Genomic DNA, 13773 nt, shown 5'->3' with positions numbered 1-13773 from the left:
GTGACGCCGTGGCCACTGCCGACGAGCTGTTCCCCGGCCGCCGGCGTCGACGCGTGGCGCGAGGCCCTGGCCGGCGCCGGCGCGTCCGTCGGCGTGCACACCTACCCGGGCGCCGGGCACCTGTTCACGACGCCGGCACCCCGGACCACGACGGCCCGGCGTGCGAGCTGGCGTGGCGGCGGAGCCTGACGTTCCTCGACGGCCTCGGGTGATCAGCCGATGCACTCGGAGTCCGCGGCCCGGTTGCCGAGGGTGCTCACCTCGGTCAGCCGGGTCGCGGTGCGCCGAAGTCGATCCCCAGCCGGATATCGGCCGGCGCCCGTCACGGCCACCTAGGGGCCGGACGCGGCTGCGGTACTGTCGGCCCTCGTGACGAGCGAGCGATGGTTCTTCGGCGGCGATCTGGGCGTCGGCCGGGTCGGGTACGGCACGATGAAGCTCACGGGCTGGCCGCGCGGCGACGCGCCCGACCGGGACACCGCGCTGGCGATCCTGCGCCGGGCCGTGGAGCTGGGCGTCGACCACCTCGACACGTCGAACTACTACGCCCGCGCCGGCGTGGCCGCCAACGAGCTCATCCGGACGGCGCTGCACCCGTACCCGGCCGGCCTGGTCATCGTGACGAAGGTGGGCGCCCTCGTCGAGGGCGACGACCTCGGCCGCCCGGCCGCCGAGCACACCGGCCTCACGCCCGACGGCCTGCGCCGCGGCGTGGAGGCGAACCTGCGCACCCTGGGCCTGGACCAACTCGACGTGGTGAACCTGCGCCTGGGCGACCGCGGCCACGCCGACGCGCCCCTGGAGCCGGCCCTGGAGACTCTCATGGCCCTGCGCGCGGAGGGCCTGATCCGGCACCTGGGCGTGTCGAACGTGGACCGGGACCAGGTCGACCGGGCGCGCAAGGTCGCCGACATCGTGTGCGTGCAGAACCTCTACAACATCGCGGCCCGCGACGACGACCCGCTCGTGGACGCGTGCGCGGAGGCGGGCATCGCGTACGTGCCGTTCTTCCCGGTCGGCGGCTTCGCCCCGCTGACGGCGGACGCCCTGAGCACGGTGGCGGCCCGGCACGGCGCGTCGGTACCGCAGGTCGCCCTGGCCTGGCTGCTGGCCCGCTCCCCGAACATCGTGCTGATCCCGGGTACGGGCTCGCCGGCCCATCTCGAGGAGAACGTCGCGGCCGGCGGGCTCCGGCTGACGAGCGAGGACCTGGCCCGGCTCGGCTGATCCTCAGCGGACCGGATTGGTGTAGAGGCGGGTGTGGCAGCCCGACTCGCCCGGCTGGAGCTGGATGCGGGGGAAGTCGACCGGCTTCGGCTCGGCGCCCGGGTCCTTGATCATGACGATGCAGTCGCGCGTCTGGGGGTGGGGCACGCCCACGGCGGCCACGAGGGTGCCCTGGTCCGTCGTCGTGGTGTCGACGGTGATGTAGTCCGGCGGGAACGCGGCCCGCACCGTGCCCGCCAGCGTCTGCGGGGTCGCGGTGCGCAGAGCGTTCGCGAGGCGGGCCCGGGCGTCGTCCGGCAGCCGCGGCAGCGGCGTTTCCGAGGGCATGCTCGTCATGTGGGTCTTCGGGCACGGAATCCCGGCGTAGGCGGTGCCGCGGTAGATCTGCATCGTGTACCGGTAGCAGGCGGTGGCGTGCCCGGCGGTCTGACCGGGGTCGCCCAGCGACTGGCCCTTGCGTGCGGGCTCCCAGACGTCGATCTGGATCTCGATGACGCCCCGCTCGTCACTGGAGGCCCGCCCGGACCAGGCCACCGGCACGACCTGGATCTCGGGCGGCATTTGCAACGGTATGATCACGGTCGCGGTGACCGACTCGGCGTCGCGCCCGTCGCCGTTGTTGCCGATCTCGCCCTGGATCTGCTTGGCCGCCCACTCGGCCTCGTTGCGCGCCGCCTCGTTGCCGTCGCCCGGCCCGCGCGACCAGAACCCGCAGCCGAGCAGGGCGACGGCGACCAGCGCCGCGGCGATCGTCTTCCCCCGAGTCCCCATGCCGGGACTCTAGTGGCATCGATCAACCGGGCGAGCGCCTTGCGCGTCGTCGCGCCAACTGCTCGATGGCGTGCTCGTCCAGCCGTCGTCCAAGGCGGAGCTGCGGTATACCCGTACGGCGGCCCGCCGTGATTGAAGTCCGCGAGGACTGGGCACTGGGACCGCGACCGATCATGCCCGGCGAGCAAAGGGGGAGGGGCCGCATGCCCGAAGGCAGGCGTCCCGACGGGGCCGACGTGTTCGCCGCGGACGCCGAGGTCGGCCGGGACCTGGCCGCCGTGGACTGGGCGGCGACGCCGCTCGGGCCGCCCGGCGGGTGGCCGCAGAGCCTGCGTACCGCGGTGAGCATCCTGCTGGCCTCACGGTTCCCGATGTGGATGGCGTGGGGCCCGCGGCTGACGTTCTTCTGCAACGCCGCGTACCGCCGCGACACGCTCGGCCGCAAGTACCCGTGGGCGCTGGGCCGCCCGGCCAGCGAGGTCTGGGCCGAGATCTGGGACACCATCGGCCCGCGCATCGAGTCCGTGCTCGGCACGGGCGCCGCGACCTGGGACGAGGCGCTGCTGCTGTTCCTGGAGCGCTCCGGGTACCGCGAGGAGACGTACCACACCTTCTCCTACAGCCCGCTGCGCAACGACGACGGCGCGCTCACCGGCATGCTCTGCGTGGTCAGCGAGGACACCGAGCGTGTCATCGGCGAGCGGCGCATGGCCACGCTGCGCGACCTCGGCTCCGACCCGAGCGTCGTGCGCACCGAGCAGGAGATGCTCGCGTTCACCGCCGAGCAGCTCATGCGCAACGGCCGCGACCTGCCCTTCACGCTGACGTACCTCTTCGACGACGCCGGCGCGCGCCTGGCCGCCGCGACCGGCTTCCCCGCGGGGCACCCGGCCGCCCCGGAGCGCATCGGCGCGGACGGGGTCGCGGCGCCGTGGCCGCTGGCCGGCACGCCAACCCAGGTCGACCTGCGCGACCTCGACGGGCTGCCCACCGGCGCCTGGACCGAGCCGCCGGCCGAGGCGCTGCTGATGCCGCTGCTGCGCCAGGGCGCGGCGCCCTACGGCTTCCTCGTCGCCGGGCTCAACCGGTACCGGCTGCTCGACCAGGGCTACCGCGGCTTCCTCGAGCTCGCCGCCGGGCACGTGGCCACCGGCATCGCCAGCGCCCGCAGCTACCAGGCGCAGCAGCTGCGGGCCGAGGAGCTCGCGGAGCTCGACCGGGCCAAGACGACGTTCTTCTCCAACATCAGCCACGAGTTCCGCACGCCGCTGAGCCTGATCATGGGACCCTTGCAGGAGCTGCGCGACCGCCTGCCGGCCGACGACCACCAGGCCCGCAACGAGGTCGAGGTCATCCACCGCAACGGGCTGCGGCTGGGCAAGCTCGTCAACACGCTGCTGGACTTCTCCCGCATCGAGGCGGGCCGGATACAGGCGCGCTACGAGCCGGTCGACCTGCCGGCGTTCACCGCCGAGCTGGCCAGCGTGTTCCGGGCCGCGGTCGAGCGGGCCGGGCTGGCCTTCGAGGTCGACTGCCCGCCGCTGCCCCGGCCGGTGTACGCCGACCGGGGCATGTGGGAGAAGATCGTGCTCAACCTGCTCAGCAACGCGCTCAAGTTCACGTTCGACGGCGGCGTCCGGGTCGCCGTGGCCGCCGCGGGCGAGCACGCCGTCGTGACCGTGGCCGACACCGGCATCGGCGTGCCGGCCGAGGAGATGCCGCGGCTGTTCGAGCGCTTCCACCGCATCCCCACCGCGCGGGCCCGCTCCAACGAGGGCAGTGGGATCGGTCTCGCCCTGGTGCAGGAGCTGGTGTACCTGCACGGCGGCACCATCGAGGCGGTCAGCGGGCCCGGCGCCGGCACCACGTTCACCATCCGCCTGCCGTTCGGCTCGGCGCACCTGCCGGCCGACCAGCTCGCGACCTCGACGGGCAGCGACACCGCCACCGAGACCGCCGAGCCGTTCGTGCGCGAGGCGCTGCGCTGGCTGCCCGGCGCCGCCGAGGACGACCCCCAGGACGCCGGGCCGGTGGTACCCGCGGCGCCCGGCGACGGCCCCCGCGCCCGCGTGCTCGTCGCCGACGACAACACCGACATGCGCGACTACCTGCGCCGGCTGCTGGCCGCCCGGTACGAGGTGGCGACGGTCGCCGACGGTACCGCCGCCCTCGCCGCCGCCCGGGCCCAGCCGCCGGACCTGATCGTCAGCGACGTGATGATGCCCGGCCTGGACGGGCTGGCCCTCGTGGCGGCGCTGCGGTCCGACCCGCGCACCGCCGGCGTCCCGGTCATGCTGCTGTCCGCCCGGGCCGGGCAGGAGGCGGCGGTCGAGGGGCTGTCGGCCGGGGCCGACGACTACCTCGTCAAGCCGTTCGAGGCCCAGGAGCTGCTGGCCCGCGTACGGGCCAACGTCGACCTGGCGCGGCTGCGCAACCAGCACGCCCGGTTCCGCAGCGCGCTCATCGACTCGCTGCAGGAGGGGTTCTTCGTCGCCGACGCCGACGGCGCCGTCGTCGAGGTCAACGCCGCGTTCGCCGACATCGTGGGGTACCCGGCCGACGGGGTACCGTACGCGCCGCCGCACCCGTGGTGGCCGGACCCGGACACCGACCCGGTCGCCTACGAGGAGGTCATGGCCCAGTACCGCCACGTCGTCTCGGGGCGGCACGGCAACCTGGTGGTGCCGGTGCGCCACCGCGACGGGCACCGGCTGTGGACCGCCGTCACGATCAACTCCGTGCACGACGACGGCGGCTCGACGATGCTCGTCGGCACGCTGCGCGACATCACCACCGAGCGCTCGGCGGCCCAGCGCGAGACGGCGCTCAACGCCATGAACGAGCGGCTGGCCGGCGCCCGGACCGTGCCCGAGGTGCTGCAGGCGGCCGCCGCCCAGCTGCGCCGGCAGTGGCACGCCACCGGCGTGACCGCGCGCGCCGGGAGCGTCACGGTCACCGACGCGGCCGACGGGGCCGAGCCGCCCCCGGTCCTCGACGACCTGCTCGACCTCGGCCCGTCCCGCATCCTGATCGACATCGGCGACGCGGGCCGGCCCACCGGTGCCGGCACGTCCATCGAGTCGCCGCTCGGGCCGGTCGGGATCCGGCTGGCGCTCGACCCGGCGCGCGGCTTCGGCACCGAGGACCAGACGCTGCTGTTGCTGCTGTGCGGCTCGCTCGCGCAGGCGGTGCACCGGGCCTACGCGTTCGACCAGGAGCGCGAGGTCGCCGTCACGCTCCAGCGCTCGATCCTGGGCCCGGTCGTGCTGCCGGACGGCTTCGCGGTGCGCTACCAGCCGGCGACCCGGCCGCTGGAGGTCGGCGGCGACTGGTACGACGCCATCGACCTGCCCGACGGGCGCATCGGCATCATGGTCGGCGACTGCGTCGGCCGCGGGCTGACCGCCGCCACCATCATGGGCCAGCTGCGCAGCGCCGCCCGCGCCCTGCTGCTGCAGGCGACCGGGCCGGGCGAGGTGCTGACCGCGCTGGACCGGTTCGCGGCCCTGCTGCCCGGGGCGGTGTGCACCACGGCGTTCTGCGCCATCCTCGACCCGGAGGACGGCGGCCTGGTGTACTCCAGCGCCGGCCACCCGCCGGCCATCCTGTCCTTGCCGAACGGGCGCAGCGAGCTGCTGGAGGGCGGGCGGGGACTGCCCATCGGCGTGCCGCGCGACAGCGGCCGGGACGAGGCGCGCGCGGCCGTGCCACCGCGGGGGGTGCTGCTGGTGTACACCGACGGGCTCGTCGAACGCCGCCGGCGCCCGCTCACCGTCGGCATCGGCAACGCCGCCGAGGCCGTGCAGTCGCACCAGGCCCTGCCCGTCGACGAGCTCGCCGACCGGGTCATGGCGCAGATGATCGGCGAGGACGGCGCCAGCGACGACGTGGCGCTGCTGCTGTACCGCCACCCGGCCCCGCTGGAGCTGTCCTTCGAGGCCCGCAGCAACCAGCTGGCCCCGACCCGCGCCGCCCTGCGCCGCTGGATGCACCGGGCCGGCATCGGCAACCAGCTCGCCCAGCGCGTGCTCGTCGCCGCGGGCGAGGCGTGCGCCAACGCCATCGAGCACGGCCACCGCGAGGGCGTCGGCTGGGTCCGGCTGCTGGTCCGGGCGATGGGCGACGACCTGCACCTCACCGTCACCGACAACGGCAGCTGGCGGCCCGCGCGCAGCGAGCCCGACCCGAACCGCGGCCACGGCCTCAAGCTCATGCGGGCCCTCATGCAACACGTCGATCTGCGGACCGGCGCCACCGGTACGACCGTCGAGATGTCCACGAGGATCACATCATGACCACGCCGCTGCACATCACCATCGGACGCTCGGCCGACGGCGTCGCTCAGCTCAGTGCCGTCGGCGAGATCGACCTCACCAACGCCCCCGAGTTCGCGGCCCGGCTGCGCGACGCGCTGGGCGGTGGCTCGCGGGCGCTGGTCGACCTGACCCGGGTCGACTATCTCGACAGCGCGGCGCTGGCGACCCTGTTCGCGCACGCCGACCGCCTCGACATCCGCATCAGCCCGCTCAACGAGGCGCTGCTGTCGTTCAGCGGCCTGGACCAGCTCGCCGCCGTCGAAGTGGTCGCGGAGGGCGGCAGCCAGTGACCGGGACGCGCGACAGCGGGGAACAGCTGCGGCGACTGCAGCTGGTCACCGATGCCGCGCTGTCCAAGCTGGGCGTCGAGGACCTGCTCGAGGAGCTGCTCGTGCGGGCCCGCGAGCTGCTGCACGCCGACACCGCGACGGTGATGCTGCTCGACCCGACCGGCGCCGAGCTCGTCGCCACCGCGACCAGCGGTCTCGAGCGCGAGGTACACCAGGGCGTGCGGGTGCCGGTCGGTCGCGGCTTCGCGGGCACGGTCGCCGCGACCGCCCAGCCCCTCGCCATCGACCGCGTCGACGAGACGAACGTGATGAGCCCGGTCGTGCTGCACGAGCACATCGCCTCGATGCTCGGCGTGCCGATGATCACGGCGGGGCGGCTCATCGGGGTGCTCTACGTCGGCGCCCGCCAGCCGCGCCGGTTCACCGCGGGCGACATCGAGCTGCTGCAGCTCGTCGCCGACCGGATCGCCCCGGCCACCCAGGCGCGCATGCACAGCCTCGACCGGGCCACCGCCTACGCCCTGCAGCGCAGCCTCCTGCCGACCCGCCCGCCGGACATCGCCGGGCTGGAGCTCGCGGTGCGGTACGTGCCCGGCGCCGAGGTGGGCGTCGGCGGGGACTGGTACGACGTCTTCGAGCTGCCCTCGGGCGCGATCGGCGTGGCGGTCGGGGACGTGGCCGGCAACGGGCTGCGCGCCGCGGTGGTCATGGGCCGGATCCGTTCGGCCCTGCGCGCGTACGCCCTGGAGACCGACGATCCCGCCGACGTCCTGACCCGCCTGGACCGCAAGATCCACCGCTTCGAGCCGGGCGCGATGGCCACCGCGATCTACGCGGTCATCGACCCGTCGCTGGACACCGTCACCATGTCGACCGCCGGGCACCCGCCGCCGATGTTCGCCACCCCGGCCACGCCCGGCGAGCTGCTGACGATCCGCGCCAACCTGCCGCTGGGCACCGACATGCACCTGGCCCGGACCAATACCACGCTCGCCCTGCCGACGGGCGGCACGCTGCTGTTCTACACCGACGGCCTGGTCGAGCGCCGCGCCCGCTCGATCAGCGAGGGCCTCGACCGCCTCGCCGCGGCCGTGACCGCGACCGCCCCCGACCGGCTGTGCACCACGGTCATGGCCACCATGCTGCAGGACCAGCCGGCCGGCGACGACATCGCCCTGCTGGCCCTGCGCCGGAGGGCCTGACGTTCTGTAAAGCGTTGACAAATCATCGACGGCCGTCTTTGCTGGGCACGTGCCCAAGCATCGACGGCTTTCTTTCGCAGTCATCGGCGTGGCCGCCACCGCGCTGACCTTCGTCACCGCGATCCCGGGCCCGGCCGCCCCCGCGACGCCGGTGCGCATCATGCCGCTCGGCGCCTCCATCACGTGGGGGACCGCCTCGACGGACGGCAACGGCTACCGCGAGGAGCTGCGCCGCCACCTCGCCGACGACGCCGGGATCGCGGTCGACTTCGTCGGCTCGCAGCAGTCCGGCAACGGGCCCGACCGCGACAACGAGGGCCACCCGGGCTTCCGCATCGACCAGGTCGCCGCCGGGGCCGACGCCTGGATCGCGGCCGCGAGGCCCGACGTGGTGCTGATCAACGCGGGCACCAACGACATGATCCAGAACTACGACGTCGCCAACGCGCCGGCCCGCCTCGGCGCGCTGGTCGAGCAGGTCCGCCGCGACGCCCCCGGCGTCAGGGTCGTCATCTCGACGCTGGTGCCCAACCGGGATGCGGCCGTCAACGCGCGCGTGACCGCCTTCAACGCGAAGCTGCCGGCGCTCGGGGTACCGCTTGTCGACTTCTACGGCAACCTCACGCTCGCCGACATCGGCGCCGACGGCATCCACCCGACCGACGACGGGTACTCGAAGCTGGCCAACGCGTGGTACTCGGCGCTGCAGCCCGTGCTCGGCGCCGGGCGTGCCTGGCCGCTGTTCCGCACCGACCTCGGCGCCACCGTGCAGCAGCTGACGTGGACCGACACGGTGCAGTCGGCGCTCAACGTCGGCGGCTACTGCTGCGGGCTGACGAAGATGGAGTCCGGCCGGCGCGCCGAGCTGGCCCACGGCGGCACCTACGCGCTGATGTACTCGGGCAACGACCTGAGCGCGTCCGGCTCGTACTCGTACAACCGCCTCTACAACGTGCACCTGATCCTCACCGCCCACACCACGCTCACGTACTGGATCCATCCCCAGAACGCCAACGGCGCCTCGGTGGCCCTGGACCTGTTCCTGACCGACGGGCGCAGCCTGCGCGACTCGGGGGCCGTGGACCAGTACGGCGTGCGGGCGCACCCGCAGCACCAGGGCCAGGGCGGCCACCTCGTGGCGAACCAGTGGAACCGGGTCACGGTCGACCTGAACCCGCTCGCGGGCGGCACCGTCGACCAGATCCGCATCGGCTACGACCAGCCCGGCGGCACCGGTGTGTTCCGCGGTTACGTCGACGACATCGACGTCACTCGCCCGTCCGGGTGACAAATCGTGGTTGGCCGCCGCCGCGGCGGGAATGGGACAGCCATGACCGAAGACACCGAACCGCGGGAGCAGGGGCGCACGGCCGCGGACGAGCCCGGACCGCTCCCTCGGCAGCCCACCGCCGATCGGGGTCCGGACGAGCTCAGCGCCCTGCCGAAGCACTCGTACCTGCAGGTGCTCAAGCGCACCGTCAAGGAGCTCGGCGACGACAGCGCAACGGTGTGGGCCGCGGCGTTGACGTACTATGGCGTGCTTTCGATCTTCCCCGGCGTCCTGTTGCTCGTCACGGTGCTGCGGTTGTTCGGCAAGGACACGGTGCAGAAGGTCATCGACAACATCGGCGAGGTCGCGCCGGGCTCGGCCGGCGGGATCCTCGGCGACGCCGCGAAGAACCTGCAGCAGGGCCAGCAGGGCACCGCCGGGCTGCTGGCCGTGGTCAGCATCGTCGGCGCGCTGTGGTCGGCCTCCGGCTACGTCGGCGCCTTCATGCAGGCCTCCAACGCCATCTACGACGTGCCCGAGGGGCGCCCGGTGTGGAAGACGCTGCCGATCCGGCTCGGCGTCACGATCGTCACCGGCGTCCTGCTCACCGTCGCGGCGCTGCTCGTGGTCTTCACCGGCCCCGTGGCCGAGCAGGCCGGCCGGTGGATCGGCGCCGGCGGCGCGGCGGTCACGACGTGGAACATCGTGAAGTGGCCGGTGCTGGTGGCGATCGTGGCGCTGCTGTTCGCGATCCTGTACTGGGCCTCGCCGAACGCGAAGCACGGCGGCTTCCGCTGGGTCAGCCCCGGCAGCCTCCTCGCCGTCGTGATGTGGGTGATCGCCTCGGCCGGCTTCGGCTTCTACGTGGCCAACTTCGGCTCGTACAACAAGACCTACGGCAGCCTCGCCGCCGTCATCGTCTTCCTCATCTGGCTCTGGATCAGCAACCTGGCGATCCTGGTCGGCGCCGAGTTCGACGCCGAGCTGCAGCGCAGCCGGGCGATCCAGGCCGGGCACGAGGAGGCCGACGAGCCGTACGTCGGCCTGCGCGACACCCGCAAGCTCAAGAAGAACCCGCACCCGGCGCATTGAATCGGCCGCCGTCGAAATGTCATACCCGCTCACTATGATGTGGGCATGAAGGTCATCGATCACCCGGGCCGTGACGCGTGTGGAGCCCAGGTGCGGGATCTGCCGCGGGGCGACGGTGCGCTCGTCGTGCGCGTCGCGGAGGCCGCCGACGCCGGCCACGAGCACGGTCCACACTCCCGTGAGCGCGGCGCGGGCCTTTACGGGCCTTGTCGGCGACGTTGTGCCGAACCTGCAGCGCCAATGCCGTGCCGTGTCGCCCGCTCCGGCTCCTCCGCCCTCGGCCACGACGACCGCCTGGGGCCTGCTCGAGCGGCTCCGGCGGGGGTGGGTCGTCCATCCGATACTGTCGAACCTGACGGCCTCACCACCGGGAACGGAGCCCATGGGACTGCGGGAAGACCTCATCGACCTGCGCCGGCGGCTGCATCGGCGGCCGGAGATCGGGCTCGACCTGCCGGGCACGCAGCGGCAGGTGCTCGCCGCGCTCGACGGGCTGCCGCTGGAGATCAGCACCGGTGCCGCGCTCTCGTCCGTCACTGCGGTGCTGCGCGGCGCGCGGCCCGGGCCGGTCGTGCTGCTGCGCGGTGACATGGACGCGCTGCCGGTCACCGAGCTCGCCGGCGTGCCGTACGCGTCCGAGGTCCCCGGCGCCATGCACGCCTGCGGCCACGACCTGCACACCGCCGGGCTCGTCGGCGCCGCGCACCTGCTCGCGGAGCGTCGCGGCGAGCTCGCCGGTGACGTGGTCCTCATGTTCCAGCCGGGCGAGGAGGGGTACGACGGCGCCGGTCTGATGATCGAGGAGGGGGTGCTCGACGCGGCCGGGCGGCCCGCCGACGCCGCCTACGGGCTGCACGTGCTGGCCGCCCTGTTTCCCCGCGGGGTCTTCGCGGCGCGGCCCGGGCCGCTGATGTCGGCCGCGGCCGGGCTGTTCGTCCGGGTCGTCGGCGCCGGCGGGCACGGCGCGACCCCGCACGAGGCCGCCGACCCGATCCCGGCCGCGTGCGAGATGGTGACCGCGCTGCAGACGATGGTCGGGCGCCGCTACAGCCCGTTCGAGCCGGTCGTCGTCACCGTCGGCGCGTTCCACGCCGGGACCCTGCGCAACGTGATTCCGGACGAGGCGGTGTTCGAGGCCACCGTCCGCACGTTCAGCGCCGCCGCCGGGGAGCAGATCGCCCGCGAGTCGGTGCGGCTGTGCGAGGGGATCGCGGCCGCGCACGGGCTGCGGGCCGAGGTGCGGTTCGAGCCGGAGTACCCGGTGACCGTCAACGATCCGCGCGAGTACGACTTCGTCGCCGGGACCGCCCGCGACCTGTTCGGCGCCGGGCGGTTCACGCTCATGGAGCACCCCGTCCCCGGATCGGAGGACTTCAGCCGGGTGCTGGAGCGGGTGCCGGGCGCGTACCTCTTCCTGGGCGCCGCGGCCGGCGACGACCACCGGGGACTGCCCGGCAACCACTCGCCGCGGGCCCGGTTCGACGACGACGTGCTCTTCGACGGCGCCGTCCTGCTGGCCGAGCTGGCCGCGCGGCGCCTCGCCCGCGGCTGACCCCCGAGCCGGCTCAGGCCGGTCGCGGCGCCGGTCGCGGCGGGGTTTGACCACGCCGGCGCGGCGCCGGTCGCGGCGGCTTTGATCATGCCGGCGCGGCGCCGGTCACTGCGGGGTTTGATCACGCCGGCGCGGCGCCGGTCGCGCGGCTTTTGATCACGCCGGCGCGGCGCCGGTCGCGGCGGGGTTTGACCACGGCGGCGCGGCGCCGGTCACGGCGGGGTTTGACCACGGCGGATCACGCCGCCGTGGACGCCTCCTCGACGGTCTCGTACATCGGCAGGATCCACGACAGGTTGGTGATCTCCAGGACGCTGCCGACCATGGGCTGCGCCGCCGCCAGCCGTAGCCAGCCGCCCGCGTCGGCCCGGGCCGTGCGGGTGCGCACCAGCAGGTTCAGCGCGCTGGAGTCGCACAGCGGCACCCCGGCGAGGTCCAGCACGACCCGGGGACGCCCGGCCGGGTCCAGCTCGCCCAGCGCGTCCGCAAGGGGCTGCAGCGTGTCGAACAGGAGCCGCCCGGTGACGGCGACGATGACGGGATCGCCGTCCGTGATGTGCACCGTGACGATGTCGGCGGGGTTGCCGCCGGGTCCGCTGCCGATGAATGAGGAACGCACACTCATGAGCCTATCTGCGCCGGACGGCGCGCGGGCCGCCCGGATCTGCGAGAAGGTGGTGGGATCGTCGCGCTGACAGGGAGGTCACGTGAGCACCGCCATTGACCCTTGGCCCTGGCGGGCCGCCCTGGCCGACCTGCTCCAGCGCACCCGGCTCGCCCAGCCCGACGAGCTGGCGGACGAGGTCGCGGCGGCCGCCGGGCCGCTGGGGCTGGCGGCGACGATCTACCTGGTCGACCAGGAGCAGCGCACGCTGCGGGCGGTACCGCGGGCCGGGGTGGCCACCGCCGACCCGCTCGCCGTCGAGGGCACGGTCGCGGGCCGGGTCTTCATGACGGTCCGGCCGGCCCCGGTGCCCGCCGGCGGGTCCGAGCCGGCCCGGCTGTGGCTGCCGCTGCTGGACGGCACCGAGCGCCTCGGGGCCCTCGAGCTCGTGGCGCACGGCGACGTGCGGCTCGGCGACGAGGCCTTCGTGGCCGGCTGCGACCTGTTCGGCCAGCTGGTCGGGCACCTGATCGCGACCAAGGTCCCCTACGGCGACGCCCTGCTCAAGGTGCGCCGGGTGCGCCGGATGTCCGAGGCGTCGGAGCTGCTGTGGCGGCTGATGCCGCCCATGACGTTCGTGTCGCGCCGGGCGGTCGTGTCGGCGATCCTCGAGCCGTGCTACGAGGTCGGCGGCGACGGGTTCGACTACGCCGCCGACGGCGACACGCTCTACTTCGCCATCTTCGACACCGCCGGGCACCACCTGCGCGCCGGCCTCGGCACCGCGGTGGTGCTCTCCGCGATCCGGGCGGCCCGGCGCGCGGACGAACGCCTGGAGGCCATGGCCGCGGCGGCCGATCGGGCGCTGGAGGAGTACCTGCCGGAGCTGCGCTTCACCACCGCCGTCCTGGCCGAGCTCGACCTCGAGCGGGGCCGGCTGCGATACATCAACGCCGGCCACCCGCCGCCGCTGCTGCTGCGCGAGGGCCGGCTCGTGCGCGGGCTCACCGGCGGCCGCCGGCTCCCGCTCGGCCTGGGCGACAAAGGGGTCGAGGCCGGCGAGGTGACCCTGGAGCGCGGTGATCGAATCCTGCTGTACACCGACGGCGTCGTCGAGGCGCGCGACCGCGACGGCACCAGCTTCGGCGTGGCACGGCTCGCCGGGCTCGCCCAGCGCGACGCGGGCCGCCTGCCGGCGCCCGAGACCCTGCGCCGCCTGTGCCACCAGGCGCTGTCGCACTACGACGGCCCCCCGTCCGACGACGCGACCCTGATGCTGGTGGAGTGGTCGTACGACGCGGTGCGCGCGATGCTGCCCACGGCCGGACGCGACTGACCCACGCTCACCGCTCCCGCACCTCCGAAGACGTCCGACCGATCGCAGGACGTCTACCCACCGGCGCGCCCGCCAACCACAGGTGCCGGCGTCATCCGCACGGGTGGCGCCGG

General features: G+C 74.1%; 11 protein-coding genes. 9 read left to right on the top strand and 2 right to left on the bottom strand.

The annotated features are described in order from the left end of the window. Together ACPPVO_RS31620 and ACPPVO_RS31615 are read left to right on the top strand one after the other, a co-directional pair. Positions 1-189: a hypothetical protein gene (locus ACPPVO_RS31620; protein WP_426502193.1), complete on the top strand. Its 189-nt coding sequence runs from the start codon at positions 1-3 to the stop codon at positions 187-189. Positions 190-369: 180 nt separating this feature from the next. Next, positions 370-1227 (top strand): oxidoreductase, encoded by an 858-nt coding sequence (locus tag ACPPVO_RS31615; protein ID WP_426502192.1) that lies wholly within the window; start codon positions 370-372, stop codon positions 1225-1227. 3 nt (positions 1228-1230) lie between these two features. Here the strand turns inward: ACPPVO_RS31615 and ACPPVO_RS31610 are convergent, their stop codons facing one another. Continuing rightward, positions 1231-1998 (bottom strand): hypothetical protein, encoded by a 768-nt coding sequence (locus ACPPVO_RS31610; protein ID WP_426502191.1) that lies wholly within the window; start codon positions 1996-1998, stop codon positions 1231-1233. 203 nt (positions 1999-2201) lie between these two features. Between ACPPVO_RS31610 and ACPPVO_RS31605 the strand changes: the two genes are divergently transcribed. The 6 genes from ACPPVO_RS31605 (at position 2202) to ACPPVO_RS31580 (ending at position 11720) form a co-directional block, all read left to right on the top strand. Next, on the top strand, positions 2202-6293 hold the full coding sequence (locus tag ACPPVO_RS31605; RefSeq protein ID WP_426502190.1) for a SpoIIE family protein phosphatase: 4092 nt from the start codon (positions 2202-2204) through the stop codon (positions 6291-6293). After that, entirely contained in the window at positions 6290-6604 is a 315-nt protein-coding gene (locus tag ACPPVO_RS31600; RefSeq protein WP_426502189.1) for an STAS domain-containing protein, read from the top strand. Before ACPPVO_RS31605 ends, ACPPVO_RS31600 begins: the two co-directional genes overlap by 4 nt. Continuing rightward, positions 6601-7806: a PP2C family protein-serine/threonine phosphatase gene (locus ACPPVO_RS31595; protein WP_426502188.1), complete on the top strand. Its 1206-nt coding sequence runs from the start codon at positions 6601-6603 to the stop codon at positions 7804-7806. The genes ACPPVO_RS31600 and ACPPVO_RS31595 overlap by 4 nt, the downstream gene beginning before the upstream one ends. Positions 7807-7894: 88 nt before the next feature. After that, on the top strand, positions 7895-9094 hold the full coding sequence (locus tag ACPPVO_RS31590; protein WP_426502187.1) for an SGNH/GDSL hydrolase family protein: 1200 nt from the start codon (positions 7895-7897) through the stop codon (positions 9092-9094). A gap of 42 nt (positions 9095-9136) precedes the next feature. Further along, positions 9137-10168, top strand: a complete 1032-nt coding sequence (locus tag ACPPVO_RS31585) for a YihY/virulence factor BrkB family protein (RefSeq protein ID WP_426502186.1) — start codon at positions 9137-9139, stop codon at positions 10166-10168. A 382-nt stretch (positions 10169-10550) separates the two neighbouring features. Continuing rightward, entirely contained in the window at positions 10551-11720 is a 1170-nt protein-coding gene (locus ACPPVO_RS31580) for a M20 metallopeptidase family protein (protein WP_426502185.1), read from the top strand. 238 nt (positions 11721-11958) lie between these two features. On the opposite strand, the gene ACPPVO_RS31575 is transcribed toward ACPPVO_RS31580, so the two are convergent. After that, entirely contained in the window at positions 11959-12339 is a 381-nt protein-coding gene (locus ACPPVO_RS31575; protein WP_426502184.1) for an STAS domain-containing protein, read from the bottom strand. Positions 12340-12427: 88 nt separating this feature from the next. On the opposite strand from ACPPVO_RS31575, the gene ACPPVO_RS31570 reads away from it, so the two are divergent. Further along, complete coding sequence (locus ACPPVO_RS31570; RefSeq protein ID WP_426502183.1) at positions 12428-13660, top strand: PP2C family protein-serine/threonine phosphatase; 1233 nt, start codon at positions 12428-12430, stop codon at positions 13658-13660. The last annotated feature ends 113 nt before the right edge of the window (positions 13661-13773 follow it).

It is taken from the genome of Dactylosporangium sp. McL0621 (genome assembly GCF_049995355.1).
In the GTDB taxonomy this organism is placed as follows: domain Bacteria; phylum Actinomycetota; class Actinomycetes; order Mycobacteriales; family Micromonosporaceae; genus Dactylosporangium.
Note: the sequence above shows the minus strand (reverse complement) of the source record. Positions and strands in the feature narration are given on the sequence as shown.

Coding starts and splice junctions, on each gene's coding strand:
- ACPPVO_RS31610 (WP_426502191.1), bottom strand. CDS start 1,998: ATGGGGACTCGGGGGAAGACGATCGCCGCGGCGCTGGTCGCCGTCGCC.
- ACPPVO_RS31605 (WP_426502190.1), top strand. CDS start 2,202: ATGCCCGAAGGCAGGCGTCCCGACGGGGCCGACGTGTTCGCCGCGGAC.
- ACPPVO_RS31600 (WP_426502189.1), top strand. CDS start 6,290: ATGACCACGCCGCTGCACATCACCATCGGACGCTCGGCCGACGGCGTC.
- ACPPVO_RS31585 (WP_426502186.1), top strand. CDS start 9,137: ATGACCGAAGACACCGAACCGCGGGAGCAGGGGCGCACGGCCGCGGAC.
- ACPPVO_RS31580 (WP_426502185.1), top strand. CDS start 10,551: ATGGGACTGCGGGAAGACCTCATCGACCTGCGCCGGCGGCTGCATCGG.